The 19556-nt window shown below is 69.3% G+C and carries 16 protein-coding genes; 1 reads left to right on the plus strand and 15 read right to left on the minus strand.

Annotation, left to right across the window (positions count from 1 at the left end):
* Window positions 1-95 precede the first annotated feature (95 nt).
* Window positions 96-1157, plus strand: coding sequence for a helix-turn-helix transcriptional regulator (locus BQ7391_RS04140; protein WP_075279423.1), 1062 nt, complete (start codon window positions 96-98; stop codon window positions 1155-1157).
* A gap of 375 nt (window positions 1158-1532) precedes the next feature.
* Here the strand turns inward: BQ7391_RS04140 and BQ7391_RS04145 are convergent, their stop codons facing one another.
* The 15 genes from BQ7391_RS04145 to BQ7391_RS04215 all read right to left on the minus strand — a co-directional run bounded on the left by BQ7391_RS04145 (window position 1533) and on the right by BQ7391_RS04215 (window position 19526).
* A complete protein-coding gene (locus tag BQ7391_RS04145; RefSeq protein WP_083662088.1) occupies window positions 1533-1904 on the minus strand; it encodes an RNA polymerase sigma factor in 372 nt (123 codons plus the stop codon).
* 399 nt (window positions 1905-2303) lie between these two features.
* Window positions 2304-2675, minus strand: a complete 372-nt coding sequence (locus tag BQ7391_RS04150) for a metal-dependent transcriptional regulator (RefSeq protein WP_075279424.1) — start codon at window positions 2673-2675, stop codon at window positions 2304-2306.
* Window positions 2665-4467, minus strand: coding sequence for an ABC transporter ATP-binding protein (locus tag BQ7391_RS04155; RefSeq protein ID WP_075279425.1), 1803 nt, complete (start codon window positions 4465-4467; stop codon window positions 2665-2667). Before BQ7391_RS04155 ends, BQ7391_RS04150 begins: the two co-directional genes overlap by 11 nt.
* Window positions 4464-6173: an ABC transporter ATP-binding protein gene (locus BQ7391_RS04160; RefSeq protein WP_083662089.1), complete on the minus strand. Its 1710-nt coding sequence runs from the start codon at window positions 6171-6173 to the stop codon at window positions 4464-4466. The genes BQ7391_RS04155 and BQ7391_RS04160 overlap by 4 nt, the downstream gene beginning before the upstream one ends.
* A 217-nt stretch (window positions 6174-6390) precedes the next feature.
* The gene (locus BQ7391_RS04165) at window positions 6391-7392 is read right to left on the minus strand and encodes a helix-turn-helix domain-containing protein (protein ID WP_075279427.1); all 1002 of its coding nucleotides are present in this window, start codon (window positions 7390-7392) and stop codon (window positions 6391-6393) included.
* Between the two features lie 21 nt (window positions 7393-7413).
* Complete coding sequence (locus BQ7391_RS04170) at window positions 7414-8874, minus strand: ABC transporter ATP-binding protein (protein ID WP_075279428.1); 1461 nt, start codon at window positions 8872-8874, stop codon at window positions 7414-7416.
* Window positions 8874-9599 (minus strand): energy-coupling factor transporter transmembrane component T, encoded by a 726-nt coding sequence (locus tag BQ7391_RS04175; protein WP_075279429.1) that lies wholly within the window; start codon window positions 9597-9599, stop codon window positions 8874-8876. Before BQ7391_RS04175 ends, BQ7391_RS04170 begins: the two co-directional genes overlap by 1 nt.
* A complete protein-coding gene (locus BQ7391_RS04180) occupies window positions 9599-10207 on the minus strand; it encodes an MptD family putative ECF transporter S component (RefSeq protein ID WP_075279430.1) in 609 nt (202 codons plus the stop codon). The genes BQ7391_RS04175 and BQ7391_RS04180 overlap by 1 nt, the downstream gene beginning before the upstream one ends.
* Before the next feature lie 464 nt (window positions 10208-10671).
* Window positions 10672-13458, minus strand: coding sequence for a SpaA isopeptide-forming pilin-related protein (locus tag BQ7391_RS04185; RefSeq protein ID WP_075279431.1), 2787 nt, complete (start codon window positions 13456-13458; stop codon window positions 10672-10674).
* A gap of 8 nt (window positions 13459-13466) precedes the next feature.
* Window positions 13467-13985 carry a DNA gyrase gene (locus BQ7391_RS04190; protein ID WP_075279432.1) on the minus strand — a complete coding sequence of 173 codons (519 nt, stop codon included), beginning with the start codon at window positions 13983-13985 and terminating at the stop codon, window positions 13467-13469.
* A gap of 74 nt (window positions 13986-14059) precedes the next feature.
* Complete coding sequence (locus BQ7391_RS04195) at window positions 14060-15064, minus strand: VirB6/TrbL-like conjugal transfer protein, CD1112 family (RefSeq protein ID WP_075279433.1); 1005 nt, start codon at window positions 15062-15064, stop codon at window positions 14060-14062.
* Window positions 15065-15075: 11 nt separating this feature from the next.
* The gene (locus BQ7391_RS04200) at window positions 15076-16017 is read right to left on the minus strand and encodes an NlpC/P60 family protein (RefSeq protein ID WP_075279434.1); all 942 of its coding nucleotides are present in this window, start codon (window positions 16015-16017) and stop codon (window positions 15076-15078) included.
* A gap of 439 nt (window positions 16018-16456) precedes the next feature.
* Complete coding sequence (locus BQ7391_RS04205) at window positions 16457-18850, minus strand: VirB4-like conjugal transfer ATPase, CD1110 family (RefSeq protein WP_235858616.1); 2394 nt, start codon at window positions 18848-18850, stop codon at window positions 16457-16459.
* Window positions 18851-18890: 40 nt separating this feature from the next.
* Window positions 18891-19301, minus strand: a complete 411-nt coding sequence (locus BQ7391_RS04210; RefSeq protein WP_075279436.1) for a PrgI family protein — start codon at window positions 19299-19301, stop codon at window positions 18891-18893.
* A gap of 9 nt (window positions 19302-19310) precedes the next feature.
* The gene (locus BQ7391_RS04215) at window positions 19311-19526 is read right to left on the minus strand and encodes a hypothetical protein (protein WP_075279437.1); all 216 of its coding nucleotides are present in this window, start codon (window positions 19524-19526) and stop codon (window positions 19311-19313) included.
* Window positions 19527-19556: the final 30 nt, after the last annotated feature.

The following is a 19556-nucleotide window of genomic DNA, read 5'->3' on the forward strand; positions in this document are numbered from 1 at the left end:
GACGATTCCGCCGAAACGGCAAGAAGCGAGCCGAAATCTCAAGAGCGCGCTGCGAGGCGATGCCGGCATGCGCGCATCAAAAGGGAAAGGGATTCATGGGCATCACCATGCAGACGGCGCGCCGACCGTCGGCGCGAACCGAGAACTCCGCCGACGCGCCAGGCGTCAGTCCGAGGATCGATGAGATATTCGTCCCCCAGATGAAGGACATGCATGCCTTCGAAGTCGTCGGCGGCGGCGAGCGAGCGTGCGGGCGGTACTGGTCGATCGACCCCGCCTACGGGCGAGGCGCATACTGGTGTCTCGCGATAGACGACGCCGCAGCGATCGCCGTGTTCGACCTCACGTTCAGAGAAACGGTGTCTTTCGGCTCGGTCGTCCCGAGCTTTTTCTGCTTCGGCAGCTACGGGCGCAACATAATCCCCTACTTCTCCGAACTCATCGGTGTCGAGGACGGATGGGAATCAGGAACGCTGCTCGGATACGCCTGGCGCGCCGGCATGTGCCGCGAGGTCGTCCCGCCCAACGAGCGCCTCGTGGTTGCGAGCATCTCGCTTCTGCCCGATGGCGCCACCGAGGTCGCGCGCGCTATCGGCACCGATCCGATCACGCTCACCACGGCGATCGCCCGGCTCGACGGCACGCTGCGTATCCCGGCGCTTTCGCGCCTGTTCGACGAAATCAAGGCAGCCAGGCCGTCGCGCACCGTCGCCAAGGCGTACTATCGCTGCAAGCTCGTGGAGGCCTGCGCGCTCGTGGTGGACTGGCACGAAAGGAACGCCTCCAGCGCCGCGCCGCGGATGCGCGCCGTCGACCGAACCTCGCTCAACCTCGCCTGCGCGTTCGCACGCGAGCATCTGGGCGACCCCATCGAGCTCGACGACCTGTGCCGCGCGGCGTGCACGAGCCCGAGCAAGCTCGCAAGTCTGTTCCGCGCCGCGGAGGGCTCCACCCCCATGGGATGGGTACGCGAGCGGAGGATGGAGCGCGCCTGTGAGCTTCTATCCAACACGGAATCGCCCATCGCCGAAGTGGCAGCGCGCGTCGGATTCGCGCGGCAGGGCAGCTTCTCCGAGGCGTTCAAGGAGCGCTTTGGCGTGACCCCGCATCGCTACCGCATGCTCAACCGCACAGCGCGCACACACGACGCCCGTTAGGCATCACGGCGCTCGCCGTCAGGCGAGTGGCACCGCAAGAATGGCGGCGAACATGATGATGAGGACGAGGTCGTCCCACCCGTCGAAGAGCACACGACGTACGGACTTCGGCCCGCGCAGGGCGGCGTCACCCTCCCGTACGGGGACGCCCGGGTGTCCAACTTCGTCTGCGGCGCCGTCGGCGGCATCCTCGCCGCCGCGCTGCTCGTCGCGAAGCTGGCCTGCCGAGCGCGGTACCGGGCGGGCTCCGAGGAGGAGCAGCGACGAAACCCGCCGTCGCTTGCCTGTGCACCCGCTCGTTGATCTGCGCGATATGCCTGTTGGGGGCTTAGAACCCTGGCCAGCAGGACTTCTCCGTCATCTTCGATTTGACGGCTATCTGAGAGAATCCTTGGACGCATTGCGCGAGGCGCAGGACCAGAGTGGGCAGGGGGTTGTACTCAGAATTCCCCTCATTCTCTTCCTCGCCCTCGCGAGGCTGTACTTCACCGCCCGCTCGGAGCAGCCCTCACGACGGGCGATCTCCCTGACCGGGAGGCGCACGACGGCATGCATGAGTAGGCGGCGAAGCTGGACTTTCGGCAGCCGGGACAGCGCCGCGACGAGCTCGTCCGCCTGGCAGTGCTTCATGAGGGCGAACCCCGGGTCCGACTCCGGCCCGGTTGACGCGGCGGACGGGCCCATGGCATCGAGGCCGAGCGTGTGCCGGGCCTCCCTGCGCTCGATCCGCCACGCCTCGCGCCGCATGTCCTCGAGGGCGCCGGCGACCGTGCTGTCGACCTCTACGGGGACCGGCGTCCCGCCGGGGCCCGCAACGATGACAACGGTGCCACGGGCGCGGGCGCCTCGGCACAGCCGCGGCCCTGCAGACTTGTGCCCGTCAGCCGCGTCTACCCGGCCCGTCCCGCGAGCCGGGTTGCGCGCCGCGTACCGGCGCCACGCGAGACATCTGACTCGCGGCGCCCTGACGCGCTCACAGCGAGAGCGCCGCTCGCTTCGTAGCCACACGTCCTCGGCAGCGCCAGGTGTGTACAAGAGACAGCCCCCCCTCCCGTCGAGGCGCGCACATGCCCGCAAGAAGGCGGCCCCTCTTGTCGTCCGGCGAAAGGGGCCGCTCTGAAAGCCGCTAGGGGGAGGCGCGCTACCCTATGCGGCGCCGGTCTCCGGGGCCAGGCGCTCTGAGAGCTTGCGGAACGAGTCCTCGGAGAGGCAGTGCTCCATGCGGCAGGCCTCCGCCGAGGCGGTGCGCGCGTCGACGCCGGACTCGACGAGCAGCCGCTCGAAGAAGCGGTGGCGCTCGAGCGTCGTCGACGCGGCGCGCTCGCCCTCCTCGGTGAGGCGGACGTCGTGGCCGCACATCCGGACGAGGCCGGCCGCAACGAGGTTCGAGAGCGCCTTGGAGACGCTCGGCTTGGAGCGTCCGAGGCGCTCGGCGATGTCCACGTTGCGGCACGACCCGCGCAGGCGGCGGATCACGAGGATGGCCTCGAGGTAGTCTTCGCCCGACTCATGAAGCATCGATCGCCTCCCCGCTCACGCCGGCGACGGTCTCCTCGCCTATGCGCCAGCCCTCCGCGCGACCGCGAATCTCGACGAACCGGCGATACGTCCCTTCCTGACCGAGTAGCTCCTCGTGCGTGCCGCGCTGCACGATCCTGCCGCCCTCGACGACGAGGATCTGGTCGGCGCTCTCTATGGTTGCGAGGCGGTGGGCAATGACGACCACTGTCTTCCCCCGCGTGAGCTCGGAGAGGGCCTCCTGTATGAGGGACTCGTTCTCTGGGTCGATGCTCGCCGTCGCCTCGTCGAGGATCACGATCGGGGCGTCCTTGAGCAGCGCCCTGGCGATGGAGATGCGCTGCTTTTGGCCACCGGAGAGGGCGCCTCCGGCCTCGCCCGCCAAGGTTTCGTAGCCATCCGGAAGCTCGCGGACGAACTCGTCGACCCGCGCCCTGCGCGCCGCCTCGACGACCTCTTCGTGCGTGGCGCCCGGGCGCCCGAAGCGAATGTTGTTCTCGATGGTGTCGTTGAACAGGTAGACGTTCTGGAAAACCGCCGAGAAGTTCCTCAGAAGGCTGTCGCAGGTCAGCTCTCGCACGTCATGCCCCCCGACGAGGACCGAGCCCTCGTCGACATCCCAGAAGCGCATCATGAGGTTGGCGATCGTCGTCTTGCCCGATCCGCTCGGGCCCACGATGGCGCACGTCGTCTTCTCCGGAATGTCGCACGACACGTCCGACAGCACCTTCGCGCCCGATTCGCGGCCGTACGAGAACGAGACGCCTCGCAGCTCGATACCGTGCTCAGTAAGGGGGACGTCTCGGCCGTCGGAATCGATGTAGGGGGCGTTCTCTACGGCGTCGATACGGTTCATGATGTCATCGAGATCGCCAAGCATGTGGGCGGAATCGTTCACGCGCTCGACGCCGGAGAACACGGTGAACGAGAATGCGCAGAGGGCAAGGAGCGTCCAGAGCTCGATGCCGCCGTTCGCATATCCCCACACGGCAGACGCCACGACGCCGACGCTCGCCAACTTGAACGCAACGAGGTGGACGAGATTGCGAGGCGTGAAGCCGAACTCGATCGCGATGCGCGCCTCCTTCAGCCTCCTTATCGTTGCCAGGATGGGCCGCATCGCGGCCCCTCCATGGCCGTACGACTTCGCCGTTCCGAGCCCCCGGACGTACTCGACGATATCCCCAGCGAGTTGCTCGGTCTCCGCATGCGCCCTCGGCGTCAGGCGCTTCGAGACCCTGTTCACCGCCGTGAGCGCGAGGCAGGACACGACGGTGCCGGCGAGGGCGGCAAATCCGGCCATCGGCTCGAGGATGAAGAGGAACGCCACAACTGCGGCAAGGTTTACGTAGCCGTTGATCACTGCGTCGACCATCTTCATGCCCTGAAGCTCCAAGATACCCAGTTCCGTGGTCGCCGTCGCCAGTATGTCGCCCGTCTTGACCTCGTCGAAATAGCCGAGTGGGACGCGCTTCAAGACGTTGCCGATTTTGATGCGATCCTCAGGCGCCACCTCGTATCCGATTGACTCCTGCAACCGGTTCTTCCCGTATGTCAGGATGAAGCGCAAGCCTATGCAGGCTATGAGCGCCAGAAGCGACCACCAGACCCACGACGGGTCGAGCCCCTGGATGCCGCGCGCATCCTCCGCGACGCAGGCGAGCAGCCAGGCCGCGAGCATCACGGGCGCCGCCGTTGCCCACGTCATGAAGAACGAGCAGACGCAGCCCAGGATGAGTCTTTTCTTGTAAGGGCCGGTCCAGCGAACGATTCTCATGAGAGCCTTGATCATCGGGAGCCCCCCTTCTGGTCATTCGATCCAGCCGCCCAGTCCCTCGCCCCGATGTGCGCCCTCCACATACGCCCGTAGAGCGGGCATTTTGCGAGAAGGTCGTCATGGGTCCCCTGGTCGACGATCGAGCCCTTGTCGATAACGATGATGTTGTCCGCAGCCGTGATCGTCGAGAGCCGATGGGCTATGACCACAAGCGTCTTTCCGGCCGAGAGCCTCGCGATAGAGCGCTGAATCTTGTCCTCGTTCTCCGGATCGGTGAACGCGGTGGCCTCATCGAGGAGGACGATCGGCGCGTCTTTGAGGATCGCGCGGGCTATCGAGATGCGCTGGCGCTCCCCACCGGAAAGGGCGCCGCCGGCCGCACCGGCTTGCGTGTCATAGCCTTGCGGGAGCTTCGACACGAACTCGTCGCAGCAAGCAGCCCTGGCGGCCTCGGCGACCTCCTCGTCCGTCGCCTGCGGCCGGCCGAGACGGATGTTCTCCCGGATCGTGGCATCGAAGAGGTAGTTGTCCTGGGCGACGAAGCTCACGAGTTCGGACAGCTGGTCGAGGGGCATCTCGCGGACGTCCACGCCGCCCACGGAGACCGATCCGCCGCACACGTCCCAATGGCGCGCGACAAGACGGGCGATGGTCGACTTGCCCGAGCCGGAAGGGCCCACCAGGGCGGTGAACGAGCCCTGCGGAATCGCGAGGGACACCCCATGGAGGACATCGTCGCCCTCGTCGTAGGCGAACCTCACATCCTTCATCTCGATCGACGCGTCGAGCGGCAGCGCCCGCTCGGCGGGATCGGAGAGCTCGGGCAGGTCGAGGAACTCTCTCGTGTCCGCGACGGCATACTCCATGGACTTCATCTCGTTGACGAACGAGGTGAACCTCATGATCGGGTCAACGACGGCAAGCGCCAAAATCACGCACATCGCGAATTGCGACGGGCCGAGCGCTCCCGCGAAGTACATCCAAAGACCGACGGGCAGCACGCCCAGGAGCGTCGTCGGCATGATGCTCGCCATGAGGTTCATGCCGACCCACGCCGATCGGAACCAACCCATCGTGTAGTCCTTGAAGCTGCGGACCGCGTCCGCGTACTTCCGATACGAGTCGCTCGCCTGGTTGAACGCCTTGACTACCTGGATGCCCTCGATGTACTCGACGATCACGCTGTTCACGTGGTTGCTCTCGGCCATGTACGCCGCGTACCTGGCGTTGAACTCCTTCAGGCTCGACGCGAATATGCCAAGCCCTATGGGCACGGACACGAGGCAGGCCGCCGCCATGCGCCAGTCGATGGCCACGAGCCACGCCGCGAGCCCCAGGGCGAGGAGCGTCGACCCGGAAAGCTCGGGGATCATATGGGCGAGCGGGACCTCGACCCCCTCGATCCTGTCGAGGAAAACGTTCTTTATCTGACCGATGCTCTTCCCCTGCACGGTGCCGAGCGACGCCCTCATCAGCTTTTCGACGAAGTCCCGGCGAAGCGTCTCAAGGATGGTGTAGGCGGAGACGTGGGACAGGAGCGTCGAAATGCCGAAGAGTGCCTTGCTTGCGACATACGATCCCGCGGCCAGGCAGAGCCAGGGGGCTGCGATCTCGAACGTGAGCCGCCCCTCCATGGCCGCCTCTACGATGCGGAACACCGCATAGAAGGGAACGAATCCCGTCCCGACGCTCGCTATCGACGCGGCGAGCGATAGCGCCATCTTTCCTTTGCATCTCCCGGAGTACGAGAGGAGCGTCCCCAGCCAGGAACGCCCCCCTTCGCCCCTGTGCCTGCCGGTTCCAGCCATAGCATCACATCCCCGTCCTGCCCGTATGACCGGGCAATAGAAGTTAACTAAGGCTTATTATTGGGCAGAGCGGGAGGGGGTTCAGCTCCATCTGGGCGACGCTCGCCCAGATGGTCGGAAACGGCGGCGCCTACCGCAATGAGCGGCGATAGCCGGCGGGAGAGACGCCCCACGCTGACTTGAAGGCGGCGGAGAACTTGGACGGGCTGTCGTAGCCTACCGCGGCCCCGATATCTGCCACCTTCATCTCGGACTCCCTGAGGAGCTGGGCCGCGAGATCCATCTTGAGGCGCCGAAAGTACGTGGCGGGAGAGGACCCGTACACACCCTTGAAGCACGCCTTGAACGTCGTGAGCGGCATGTGCGCGAGGCTTGCCGCCTCCTCGACGGTCACCGTCGAGGATAGGTCGCGCGCGATGATGTCCCTCACTTGCTTGACCCGAGCAACCTGCGATTTCGGGAAGTACGCCATGTCGTTTGCCGGGAGCGGGTCGAGCGCGTGGAGCAGCAGCAGGAGCTCGAGCGCCTTGATCTGGCAGTAGCTCTTCCGGATTCTTTCCGGGGTCACGCTGAGCTCCGAGAATATGTGCGAGGCTCCTTCGCAGCGGTGGAGCAGGAACGGGGTCCCGTCGAGGCAGTATCTGCGACGAAGCCCGCGCAGGTCGACGGGAAACCCCTCGAGCGCCCGGAGGATCGACCTCTGGGCGCGCTCGACCTCGTAGGTGACCGTGACGCCCCGGTACCTGCCCGTGGGAAGCAGGAACTCCCCGGAATGGTTCGACCTGTCGTCGACCTTGATGTCCCCGGCTGCGACGTAGGCGCACGACCCGCCCGCCATGGGCTGCTCGAGGCGCCCCTCCTCGCACCAGTCGACGCAAAGGACCTCTGCCGAGGTGGAGAACCCTGAGACGCAACGCTCCATATGGAAGTCGTTGAACGAGATCATTATCCCGGGAAGCGGCTCGACGAGCGACATCGAGCCGGCACCCGACTCGGTCTCGATCTCAAGCAGGCCCGAATCCCCGTCGATGTCGATCCGAACCTCGCCCTCGATGGCGCGCTCCGGCGCATCCCCGAGCACCCTCGCAGGCAGCAGCCCCCTGCTAGAAAAAATGTCCGACGGAATGTCCACGATCCACCTCCTCACACCATCCTACCCGGCGCGCGTGAGCTCCAGCGCGCTGTCGCAGCAGCGGTTCAGGAATTCTCGGTCGTGGGTGACGAGGACTACGGTCGCCCTTTCGTCCGACAGGCCGCGGACCAGGCTCGCCACCTGCTTCATGCGGTCGAGGTCGAGCCCGCTCGTTGGCTCGTCCAAAAGGATCAGCCTTCTCTCAGAAAGGAGCGCACACGCCACGGCGAGGCGCTGCTTCTGCCCGCCGGACAGGGCCATGGGGTGCACGTCCCGCGCACCGAGAAGGTCAAGCGAGGCAAGCGTCGCCTCTGCCCTCTCCCTGGCTTCCCCCTCCTCCCTGCCGCCCAGCGAAAGCATGCACTCGTTCCAGACGCTGTCGCTGAAGAGCTGGTTGTTGACGTCCTGCATCACGAGCGAGACGAGACGCCTCCGAGCGCGGCGCGCGACCTGCTTCCCTCCGACGAGGACGCGGCCCGCGTCCTTGCGCTCGAGGCCGGCGATCCCCCGGAGCAGCGTACTCTTCCCCGTGCCGTTCTCGCCCAGGACGCCCAGCACACCGCCGGCAGGAACCGTCACGCTCAGCGGAGCGAACACCGCCCCGTCCCCCCGAACCACGGTGTAGTCGTCCAGCGCGAGGCCAGCCCCCGTCCGGTTGCCCGCCGCCGCGCGCGGCACGCGCACGGCGAGGGCGTCGCCCGCGCCGACGGCGCGGAGCCCCATCCCCTCCCGCTCCTCCGAGGAGAGCCCGAGGAGCTCTTCCGGCGAGAGCTCGCGGACTATGCGGCCGCCCTCGACGAGAATGGCGCGGTCGATGAGGTCCGAGGCGAAATAGAGCCGGTGCTCGGCGATGATGACGGTCCCGCCCTCCGCGACGACGGAGCGCACCTCGTCATGCAGCCTCTGCACGGCGGTCGTGTCGAGGTTCGCGGTGGGCTCGTCGAGCACGTACACGTCGGGCCTCGCCACGTCGACGGAGGCGAAGACGAGGCTCTGGCGCTCTCCGCCGCTCATCTCGGTGACGTTGCGCCCCAGCAGCCTGCGGGCGTCCAGGGCCTCCACGGTGGTTCTTATCCGTGCCTCGATCTCCGTTACGGGGACCCCGCGCGACTCGAGCCCGAAAGCGAGCTCGTCGTTGGACGTGAGGTTGAAGAACTGGCTCTTCGGGTTCTGGAACACGCTCCCGACGCGTTCGGCGAGCTCGTACATCTCGCAGCGACCGGGGTCGAGCCCGCAGACGGAGACCGAGCCGGCCATCTCGATGCCCGGCTCGAACGACGGGATCAGGCCGTTGATGCATTTCGTGATGGTCGTCTTGCCCGACCCCGAGCGTCCGACGAGCATCAGACATTCGCCCCTTCGGACCTCGAGGTCGATTCCGTCCAGAATCTTCCTGCCCCCTGCCGCCTCGCAGGAGACGTTCTCGAGCCTCACGACGGGCTCGCCGAGCGGTCTTCGGGGCGCATGCGAAACCCTCTCCATCAGACAGCACCTCCCCACAAGGCAACCGCGGCCACCGCCGCAGCCGACGCCGAGAGGATCGCCCAGTCCGACGCGCGCATGGAGAGCCTCTCCGTGTCCGTGGACGGGGCGGGGTTCTCGATCCCCCGGCACGTCGCGGCGCGGGAGAGCTCCTCGGCCGTGGAGGTCGCTGACATGACGAGGGGCACCGCGAAGCATTCGAGGCGGCTTGCCGGCGGGATGTCGCGGAGCGCCATGGCGTCCCGGATGTGAGCCGCCTCCTCCTTGAGCGTTGGGAAGTAGCGCATCGTGACGGTCAGGGGGATGAGGACCGCCTGGGGCACGCGCAGCTTCGCGAGGGCCGAGGCGATGCGGTGGACGGTGTTGTCCCTCACGAGCAGGGTGCCCACCATGAGGCAGAGGTAGATCTTGCGCGCGAACGTGAGGCTGATGGTGAACATCGTCGCCGCCACCCCGCCGACGCCGGGAAGCACGACGTTGAGCACCGCCCACAGCGCGGCATACAGGACCGCGAAGCCGACCGCCATGCGAACATGGCCGCAGAGCGCCTGCAGGACGGAGGCCGTGAGGACGAGCAGGAGCTCGACTTCGAGGGATTTGCCCACGAAGGCCGTTATCGAGGCTGCGACGAGCACCCCCATGAGCGTGCGCGGGTCTGGGTCTATGACTCCTTTTCCGCTGCGCGCCCCAAGGATGCGATGGGCTCCGTCATCTGCCCGCCGCATCACGCCAGGCCGGCTTTCACGAAGTGCTTCTTGAACATCCCGCGGGCGATGTAGGCGCCGATGAGCCCCGCGACGAAGGTCGCTGCGAACATGGCAACGAGCATGCCCGGGTTTGCCGCCGTCTCGAGCGTCGCGAGGTAATCGGCCCCCATGCCCTGCCCGGCGATCTGCGCGACGAACGAGTCGTGGAAGGCCCACAGGGGCAGCGGGCTTCCGCACATGCCGAAGCCGAACACGGCGTAGGCGACGGCGTTGCCCGCGAAGCTCTCATAGCGCGTCGCGGCACGGATGATCTCGGCGACGACGCACGAGGCGAGCATGAGGCCGAGGATGAGGGGCGTGAACATCCCGGTGATGAAGTAGATGAGCGAGGGAACCATTCCGATGATGAGGACCGTCCCGAACTTCGGCACCTTCGCGCAGGCGAGCATGAACGGGATTCCGGCGAACAGGGCATCGATGGCGGGCATGAACACCCAAAGGTAGGGATGCAGGCCGCTGAGCAGCATGAAGAGGAAGTTGATGACGAAGTAGAGCGCGGTGAAGATGCCGACGGTGATGAGGTCGCGGCCTTTGAGGCCGCGGGAGGCGGAAGGGGTTCCTGACATAGCTCGCTCCTTAGTTAGAGTTGGTTTACTCTTTGCGAGTATGATGCGCTTCTCGGCTACTCTCTAGCCCATTTGGTCAGGTATGTCCCGTTTGGTCAAGAAAAGATAGAGTTAACTAACTTTTGGAAGGCTATGGTCGCAGCGAGAGCTTTGGCAAGATCCACTGTGCGCTCCAGTACAGCGCCCCGTTCCTGAGTTTCGGCGCGCCACCGACTCCGCAGCCCCCCGGAGCAGCCGGGCAGGGACCCAACCGACAACCCCCACGGACACCGGTCCGCCGTGACATAAAGGGAGCCCCACCGAGGCAGCTTCGCCTCGACGGGGCTCCCTGCCATGACAAGCTGTCATGGCCGCAGCCTACTCGCCTCCCTCCTCCCTCCGGTCCGCGTTGCCCGCCGCCACGCAGCACGCGTAGGCGACGAGCGTGACCGTCGAGGAGAGGACCGCGGTGACGGCGCAGGCGATCACGGTCTCCATCGCTTCCCTCCCTTCGCGCGGGCCCTGTGGCGGAGGGAGCCGCGCGTGACCGCTCCGGCCCCGGCCCCGCGGCGGCGGGAGCCGAGCGCGATGGCGCCACCGACGCAGGCTGCCGCACCCGCGGCGCACGCCGCGGGGACGAGCCAGGACCAGTCGCCCGTCTGGGGCAGGCCGCCGGGCGTCGTCCCCGGGGCGGTCCCCGGCAGGGCCTCGTCGGCCATGGTCACGGCCTGCGCGTCGGCCGTCTCCTCCACGGTGAAGGGGACGTCCTCGGCGAGCGCGTAGCCCTCGGGCGCCTCGGCCTCGTGGAGGATGTAGTCGCCCGGGGCGAGCGCCTCGATGAGGTGGGGCTCGCCGTCGGAGACCCACTCCTCGACGACCTCCCCCTCGGCGTCCACGACCTGCATGGTCGCGCCCGCGAGGGGCTCGCCCGTGTCAGCGTCGACCTTCCCGGCCTCCACCCTGGTGGGCTCGTCGACCATCTCCACCTGCGTCACGGGAACGCCCTCGAGGACCTCGAACTCCACGTCGGAGGTGACGAGGTAGCCCTCGGGCGCGGCCTCCTCGTGGAGCGTGTAGGAGCCGGGCATGAGCGTCAGCTCGTGGGGCTCGTCGCCCGAGACCCACTCCTCCACGAGCTCGCCGTCCGCGTCGTACACGCGCAGCGTCGCGCCGGGCAGCTCGTCCTCGCCCGTCACCGACTTCTTGGAGACCACGGTGCGGGGCAGGTCGTCGTTCGTGAGCGTGCCCAGGTCGACCGTCACGGAGTCGCGGTAGACCCTCACCTCGATGGGGCCGAGGAGCCGCTTGCCCTCGTTGGAAGCGCAGGGGAGCTCCTCGAGCTCGTAGGTGTCGTAGGGCAGCGCCCCCTTGGAGTCGTCGGGCCCCGACGCCCCGAACCACACGCCCGCCGCGGCGTCCCAGGAGCCGTCGGCCGCCTGGTCGTTGGCGTTGGTCGACGCGGTGTGCGGGACCCACGAGGCCGCCGTGCTGGCGTACCCGTTGCCGTCGGTCACGACGACGTGGGACTCGCCGGTGGTCGCGCTGGTGATGCGGAACGGCACGCCCGCCATGCGGGAGAGGTCCCCGTCGGAGACCTTTACGAGCTCGAGGTCGCCGCGCCTGACCTGGTTGGCCACCGCGCGTTCCCCGGTGAGCTCGACGACCTCGCCGTCCGCCGTGACCGAGAACGGGACCTCGGCGTCGGTGCCGAGGTAGCCCTCGGGCGCCTCGACCTCGCGCACGAGGTAGTCGCCGTAGGGCAGGGCGTCGGGCGCGGACTCCGCGGCCCCTCCCTCGGTCTCGAGCGTGAGCGCGACCTCCCCGGGCGCGACCTCCTCGCCGCCGACCGTGACGGGGCTGGCGGAGTCGTTCACGACCTCGAAGACCGCCCCGTCCACGGACGCCCCGCCCTGGGGCGCGTTCTCTCCGGTCTCGAGGTCCCTCTTCTCGACCCTCACCCCGCCGCGGGCGACGTCCTCGGCGAAGTCGGCCTCGTTGGAGACCTCCACCGACGTGTTGTCCTCGGACGACACCTTGAGCAGGAACTCCTCGCCGGAGGCGAGGTAGCCCTCCGGGGCCTTCGCCTCGGTCACCAGCAGCACGCCGAGCGGCACGCCCGGCACCTCGGCCCCGTCGGCCGCCGTCATGGAGGAGACCTCCGCGCGGCCGTCCTCGCCTGTGACCGCCACGGCGCTCATGTCGGGCTCCAGCCCCTCGAGGTCCTCAGGGCCGTCCACGGACGCGGAATCGACGGCGTAGTGCTCGACGAGGAGCTCCGCGCCGGCGAGCGACGCCCCGCCCTGGGGCGAGCCCTCCCCGGTCTCCGAGTCGTGCTTCCGCACCCCCACCGACGCCGCGGCGAGCGGCGCCTCGGGGTCGGGCGTCACGAGGACCTCGCGGCTCTCGTCCCACGTGCCGCTGCCGAGCTCGACCGTGTAGGTGCCCGGGTCGAGCGAGAAGCCCTCGGGCGCCTTGGTCTCGCGCACCGTGTAGGTGCCGCTGGGCAGGTCGCCCGTGGGGCCCGCCGCGCCGGACCCGTCGGTGACGAGGGTCGCCACCTGCGAGCCAGCGTCGTCGTACACCGCGTACTCCGCCCCGGCGAGGCTGTAGTTCGGGTTGCCCTCGGTGGCGGCGGGCCGCGCGGAGGACTTCTGCAGCCGGATGCGCCCCGCGTCCTCGAGGCCGCGGTACACGTCGAAGCTCGCGTAGACCTTGCCGTGGCCGCCGTTCACGCCCCACACGTCGTCGAACGCCTGGTGGCAGGTGCCCATCCGCTCGTTCAGGGCGTGGTAGAGCGTGCGGTCCTCGCCGACGATCGCGGTGTGCACGGTCGACCCCGAGGCGTTGCAGAACACCACGACGTCGCCGGGCCGTACGGTGCCGGCATCGAACGCGGAGTCGAACCCCTGCGCCGAGTCCCCGTGGTACACCCAGCCGTCCGAGACGTACTCCCTGATGGCGTCGGTGCCGCAGTATCCGGGCGAGCCGCCGGGCCACTCGGTCCCGTAGACGTGCACCATCACCCAGCCGACGAACCCCGAGCAGTCCCAGCCCGAGTCGTCCTTGCCGCCCCAGACGTAGGGCGTCCCCAGGTACGACTCGATCTTCGGCTTCGCCTCGGTCCAGCTGACCGAGGACAGCGCGGGCGCGCGTTCGGCGGCCTGCGCCTGGCCGGGCGCGACGAGTGCCTGGACCAGCACCGCGAGCGCGAGCGCCGCGACGAGGGCCGCGCGCAGGGCGCGGCCGCGTGTTTCCTTCGCCTCATTCCCCATCTCTCCTCCTATCTGGCGTCCCTGCCGGCGGCGGGCGCTTCCCTGCCGGCGAGGGCCTCCGAGCACGCCCGCGCCGAGGCGGCGCGCTCTCCGAGCCCCTCGCGCTCGCGCATGCGCTCCGCGTAGGCGCGCCGCGCCTCCTTGAGGGCGTCCTTGATCTGCTGCGGGGTGACCGTGACGACGTCCTTCTCGCGCCTCCCGTCGGCGCCGAAGACGGGGTTGCCCTCCTCGTCGAGCACGGAGCGTGAGAGCCGCACCTCGCGGTCGGCGAGCAGCGGGATGTCCCGCCACGTCTCCGGGTCGCGGAACCGTGCGGGGTTTACGAACAGGGGGCTGAACTCGTAGCCCCCGACGTCCCTGCCGTCGATCACGGTCCCGGCCGGCAGCGTCACCTGGTTGAAGGTGCGCGTCTCGCCGGTCCTGCGGTCGGTGTACTCGATGTCCTCTCGCACGAAGTTGCGGTGGAGCGTGATGTAGACGTTCCTGCGCTCGCCCTGGGCCCCCTCGGGCCTCTCGTTCTCGGCCAATCTGCCTCCTATCACTCGGTTCCTTTCCTCGCCGCCCGCCCGGGGCGGGCCCCGCCCGCGGCCGCCCACGCCCGTCACCCGCCCACGATGTCGCGGGCCCAGGCCCCGCTCTTCACGAGCGCGAGGATGAGCAGAACGCACATGGCGAGGTACTGGAGGGCGTAGGAGAGGCCCCCGACGACCGAGTCGACGGGCGTGCCGGTCCCCGCCGAGGCGGCGTTGAGGCCGCCGAGCACGATGGGGAACGACACCAGGACGACCAGGATGACGAGGCCGGCCAGGCACACCGCGGCGAAGTTGCGCAGGTACCCGACGCCCACCTGGCGCCCCTCCTCGAGGGCCATCACCGACAGCGGTATCGGCGCCGCGGCGGCCATGACGTAGATCTGCAGGGCGCGCGCCCACGACACCACGAGCGCCACGACGTAGGCGGCGATGACGACGACCCAGCTCACGAGCGCGACGACCACCATGGCGAGGAGCGACGCGACGTCGTCCTCCGTGGTCACGATGCTCACCTCGGTCAGGTCGAGCGAGCCACCCGCGCCGAACAGGTCCGTGACGCGGCGGATCGCGAGCCTGACCACCTCGTAGACCGAGCCCATGAGGTCGAAGCTGTGCTGGACGAGGAACAGGAAGACGGCGAAGAACACGAGCAGGAACACCACCTCGCGCACGCCCGGGACGCGGGCGTCGCCCTCCATGCGCTGGGAGACGTGTATGAGCTGCACCGTGAACGACAGCGACAGCACGCCGCACCCTATGGGCAGTATCGCCGCCTCCCAGACGCCGCGCGCCACGTCGTGCATGGTGACCTCGCCCGCGGTGCCCAGCATGGAGTCGAAGGCGCTCGAGAGCACCCCGTCGTAGCCGATCCCCGACAGCACGTCCACCTGCGCGGAGAAGATCCAGTTGCACAGGTCGCGCAGGAGGCCGCAGAGCCACGAGTTGATGTCGCCCGCGATGTCCGCGTAGGCGGGCCTCGGCAGGAGCAGGCAGAGCGCGAGCGCGAGCAGCCCCGCCGCCGCGGCGGCGGGGGCGCGGCGCGCGGCGCGGGTGGCTCTGGTCCCGGTTTCCATGGTTCCCCCTCTCATCGGTACCTGACCGCGCAGGTGAAGTAGGCGACGCCGGTCGCCTCCCGGACCACGTCGCCCGGCTTGGGCGCGTGGATGTAGGAGTCGCCGCCGACGTAGATGGCGACGTGGCCGTCGCGCCACAGGATGTCGCCCGGCCTCGCCTCGGAGAGGGGCACCTCCTCGCCCCCCTCGTGCTGCTCGTTCGCGGTGCGCGGGATCGCGATCCCCGCCTGCGAGTAGCACCACTGGGTGAGGCCCGAGCAGTCGAGCGCCTCGCCCGGCGTGGAGCCGCCCCACACGTAGGGCACCCCCAGCTGCGAGCGGGCCGCCTCGAGGACCGCCGCCATGGCGGCCTCCCCGCTCTCGTACTCCTCGACCGTCATGCCGTCGAAGCGCCTGAGGCCGTAGGCGTCCATCGCGGACTTGAGCGCCTCGACGTAGGACGAGTCGGTCGCGTAGCCGGCGTCCTTGAGGCCCTCCGCCATGAGGTCCGAGTCACACTCCTCGATGGCGCGGCGTATGAGGGCGTTGCCGGCGTAGCGCTCGGCTTGCAGGAGCACACGGGAGCGGAAGACGATGCAGTCCCGGTGGCTCGAGAAGACTGTGAAGCGCGCCCGCACCTGGACGTCCTGGCCGCCGAGCTCCTCGCCGGTCTGCCAGCTCGACCACCCCTCGACCTCGGGGCAGCCCGCGAAGGAGTCCGCCCACTTGATGCCGAAGAGGTTGCGGTCGCGCTCGGCGAGGCCCGACAGCGAGTCGCCGACGCCCGACTCGCAGATGATCTGGGCGATCGTGCAGCCGGCCGGGTGGCCGTACTCCTCCTGGCACTCAAGGGCGGTGACGACCATCTCCCTGGTCACGTAGGGCGGCAGCCCGCTCGCCCGCGCCGCCGACTCCTCGTGGCTCCAGAACCCGAAGAGCGCCGACACGAGCTGTGCGACGGCCAGGACGCACACGACGAAGGAGAACGCCGCGGCGACGCACGCCCCCGCGGGCAGCGCCCCGGGCGCGACGGCGGCGACCAGCTTCGCCGCCGCCCCCTTCTTCGCCGCGGAGCGGGCCGCGGTCGCAGCGGCGCCCCGCGCCCTTGCCTGGGCGGCCCGGCGGGCGGCGTGCCCGCGGGCGCCGGGGCCAGAGGCGCGCCTCCCCCTCCCGGCCCCCCGCGCAGAGGCGGCGCCGGCGCGTCCCCTTCGGCGGGGGAGGGCGCTGCCCGCGCCCCTCGCGGACGGGCTCCGCCCGCCCCCTGGCGAGGCCAGTGTCGCGCGGCCCGCCGCGCGACACCCTCCGGGCCCTCTCGGAGGACCCCCTGACGAGCCCCGCGCGCACGGCGTCGGTCGAGCCGCGCCGGGCGAGGGCCGAGGGTTCCTCCGGCGTGAGCCCGGGCGCCGCCACCGGCTACCTGCCCTCCCCGCGGGCCGCGCGCCTGAGCTCGGCGACCTCGTCGGGCTTGGTGTTGAACAGGTCGTAGAGCCGCCCGCGCGGGAAGTTGTCCTTGATGGGGATGCGCGCCGCGCCCGCGACGAGCAGCCCCTCGCCCGCCTCGACGGACTCGTCGATGAAGCCCTCCTCCTGCTCGGAGAGGTCGAGCAGCTCCGCCCATGCCTCGCGGTCCACGGGCGACTGCTTGTGGAGCAGGATGAAGTCGGAGTTGAGGATGAGGTTGCGCGCCTCCTGGTGGCCGAGCATGTAGACCGAGTTCTGCGTGATTCCGGTGCAGATCAGGTTGAACTTGCGCCCCTCCGCCCAGAAGCGGGAGAAGTAGCTGATGATGGCGGGATGCGAGAACAGCGACTGGACCTCGTCGATGTAGAGCCAGGTCGTGACCCCGCGCTCGAAGTTGCGGTACATGAGGTTGCGCGCCGCCTCCAGGGCGGCGAGCATGCCGAAGGTGCGCATGGAGCCGCCGAGGTCCTTGAACTCGACGCAGGTCACGCGCCGGTCGAATCCCGCGTCGCTCTGGTGGTTGAAGAACGACATCGCGCCGGAGACGTAGCGCTCGTAGCGCAGCGCCATGTCGCGCGCCTCCCGCTCGGGCTGCGCCCGCAGCTGGTTGTAGAGGTCGCCGAGGGTCGGGGTCGCGCCCGCCGTCGCGGCGTAGGCCGCCTCGACGCAGCGGGCGATGACCGAGCGGTCCGCCTCGGTGAGCCCCTCCGAGCCCTCGGCCATGGTCGCCGAGGACAGCGCCGTCACGGCGTCGATCTTGAACGCCATCTGCACGGCGGGCGGCTGGTGCGCCACGTCGGACATGTCGAGCGGGTTCAGGTGCGTGTCGGCGCCGGGGGCGAGCCTGAGCACGCGCCCGCCGTTGGCCTCCACGAGCGGCGAGTACTCCCCGGCGGGGTCGAAGACGACCACCTGGTCGCCGGGGTGCGCAAGGATCGTGTTCTCGATCTCGCGCTTGACCGAGAAGGACTTGCCGCTGCCGGGCTTGCCGGCGACGTAGCCCATCGGGCTCGCGAGGCGCTTGCGGTCGCACAGCACCAGGTTCGAGGACTGCTTGTTCTGACCGTAGTAGCCGCCGCCCTCGTCGAAGAGCTCCTGCGTCGCGAAGGGCATCTGCACGGCGACCTGGGCGGTCGTCATCATGCGCGTGGGGCCGACGTGGTTGTGCCCGAGAGGCAGGACCGAGTTGAGGCCCTGGAGCTGGCGGTAGGCGAGCGGCTCGGCGTCGATGGAGTTGCGCCGGGCCGTGGAGACGACCTGAACCACGCGGTCGTCGAGCTCCTCGCGCGAGGAGGCGAACACCGCCACGAGCCCCGCGTAGAGGAACAGCCGCTGGTTCTTGGTCTGGAGGTGGTCGAGCAGGTCGAGCGCCTCCTCCTTCGAGTACTTGAGCTCGGAGGGCAGGATGTCGTAGTCGTAGCCCTTCTTCACCGCGCGCACCTGCTCGTCGATGATCTCCTTGTCCATCCACGCGATGCGCTGCTTCACGTAGGCGACCGCGCGTGCGCGGTCCATGGGCTGGACGTGGAGCGAGACGGTGAGCGGGACCGGCAGGTCGATGACGTCGGCGATGCAGCGGTCGCCGAGCTCGCTGCCGAAGCGGCGCAGCGTCAGGACCTGGCACCACGTCCCGTCGAGCCTCATGAGCGCGGGCGAGCCGCCCGGCTTGAGGTCGATCGAGGAGGGTGCCACGATGTCCTTGGTCCGCAGGCCCGTCTGCGGGGCGACCATGCCCCAGTCGAAGGCGAGCCGGCGGCCGGGGCGCAGCTGCGAGGAGATCGCCGCGAGGCGCTCGGCTCCGTCGAGCTGGCGGGCCTGGCAGCGGATGCGCGCGAGCGTCTGGACCGCGTCGTTGCGCATGCGCGCGAGGCGCGGCGCGGCCGCCTCGGCGGAGGTTGAGGCCACCGAGAAGGTGAGCCAGCGGCGCCGCACGAGGTTGGACACCCCCTCGCGCATCTTCGCGTTGAGGATCCTGTTGTACTCGCGCGCGAGCGCCGCGGTCTCGCCCTCCTCGCGGAAGAACGAGCGCGCGCCGATCTCGTCGGCGGGCAGCGGCGAGTTGGCGATGGTGAGCTGCGCCGAGCTGTCCGCCCCGAAGTAGTCCCAGAGCTGGCAGTAGGCGGAGAACATCGCCCGCTGCGTCTCCTCGCGCGCGGACTGGTAGCTGATGTCGGGCAGCTCCAGGCTCATCGAGAACAGCCCCTCCTCGACCTCGCAGATGCCGTCGGGGAACATGGCCTCGTACCCGATGGCCGAGTACACGTCCCTGGCGGCCGCGCGGGCGCGGCGGCGGTCCTCCCCGGCGCGCGAGAGCTCGCGCTCCTGGCGGCGGACGCGCCGGCCCACCGACTCCCTCGACGGCCGGCGCGGCGTCGGCCTGCTGTGCTTACCCCTCGGTTCCCTGGCTCGGCGCATGCGCCTCGGCCCCCTTCCTTCCCATCCTCCGCGCGTAGGCGCGGTCCCTCCGCTCGGGCGCGGGGCCCGAGGCCGGCAGCGCGACCGGCCGGTAGAGCAGCGGCCCCCGCCTGCGGGCGTGCGCCGCCCACAGCGGGACGAACCGCTCCGGCGGCAGCCCGTGCGGCCGCCAGAACCCCAGCAGCCAGAAGGGCAGCGAGCACGCCATGACCGGCAGGGTCGCGTCCGAGGGCGCCACCCCCAGCAGCAGGTTCAGCGCCGCCGCGGAGGCAACCGAGGCGGCGAGGCCCCCGGACACGCACGCGAGCGTGCGGGCGCTCATCTTCCCGGCGATCTTCTCGTGGTACTCGGTGATGTCCTTGTGGACCGACACGCTCAGCACGGCCGCCCCCTACGCCGGGAGCCAGCTCGTGTCGAGCATGCCGAAGTAGACGGCGGCCGCGACGATGATCGCGCCGCCCGCGATGGTGGAGATCGCGCTCGCGATCTGGGCGCCGCCCTGCTGCTCGCGGATGGCGAGGCCGAGCGACACGGCGCCCCACACGATGAGGAACCCGCCGAGGAACGTTACGCACCCCGACACGAGCCCGATGATCTCGTTGAGCATGTGCCCCCTCTCTGCGCGCCGGCGGGGCGG

Origin of the sequence: Thermophilibacter provencensis (assembly GCF_900128445.1) — a bacterium.
GTDB lineage: Bacteria > Actinomycetota > Coriobacteriia > Coriobacteriales > Atopobiaceae > Thermophilibacter > Thermophilibacter provencensis.

Excerpts from the sequence above, each read along its gene's own strand:
- BQ7391_RS04140 (WP_075279423.1), top strand. The coding sequence starts at position 96 with ATGGGCATCACCATGCAGACGGCGCGCCGACCGTCGGCGCGAACCGAG.
- BQ7391_RS04145 (WP_083662088.1), bottom strand. The coding sequence starts at position 1,904 with ATGCGGCGCGAGGCGTGGCGGATCGAGCGCAGGGAGGCCCGGCACACG.
- BQ7391_RS04150 (WP_075279424.1), bottom strand. The coding sequence starts at position 2,675 with ATGCTTCATGAGTCGGGCGAAGACTACCTCGAGGCCATCCTCGTGATC.
- BQ7391_RS04155 (WP_075279425.1), bottom strand. The coding sequence starts at position 4,467 with ATGATCAAGGCTCTCATGAGAATCGTTCGCTGGACCGGCCCTTACAAG.
- BQ7391_RS04160 (WP_083662089.1), bottom strand. The coding sequence starts at position 6,173 with ATGGCGCTATCGCTCGCCGCGTCGATAGCGAGCGTCGGGACGGGATTC.
- BQ7391_RS04170 (WP_075279428.1), bottom strand. The coding sequence starts at position 8,874 with ATGGAGAGGGTTTCGCATGCGCCCCGAAGACCGCTCGGCGAGCCCGTC.
- BQ7391_RS04175 (WP_075279429.1), bottom strand. The coding sequence starts at position 9,599 with ATGCGGCGGGCAGATGACGGAGCCCATCGCATCCTTGGGGCGCGCAGC.
- BQ7391_RS04180 (WP_075279430.1), bottom strand. The coding sequence starts at position 10,207 with ATGTCAGGAACCCCTTCCGCCTCCCGCGGCCTCAAAGGCCGCGACCTC.
- BQ7391_RS04185 (WP_075279431.1), bottom strand. The coding sequence starts at position 13,458 with ATGGGGAATGAGGCGAAGGAAACACGCGGCCGCGCCCTGCGCGCGGCC.
- BQ7391_RS04195 (WP_075279433.1), bottom strand. The coding sequence starts at position 15,064 with ATGGAAACCGGGACCAGAGCCACCCGCGCCGCGCGCCGCGCCCCCGCC.
- BQ7391_RS04215 (WP_075279437.1), bottom strand. The coding sequence starts at position 19,526 with ATGCTCAACGAGATCATCGGGCTCGTGTCGGGGTGCGTAACGTTCCTC.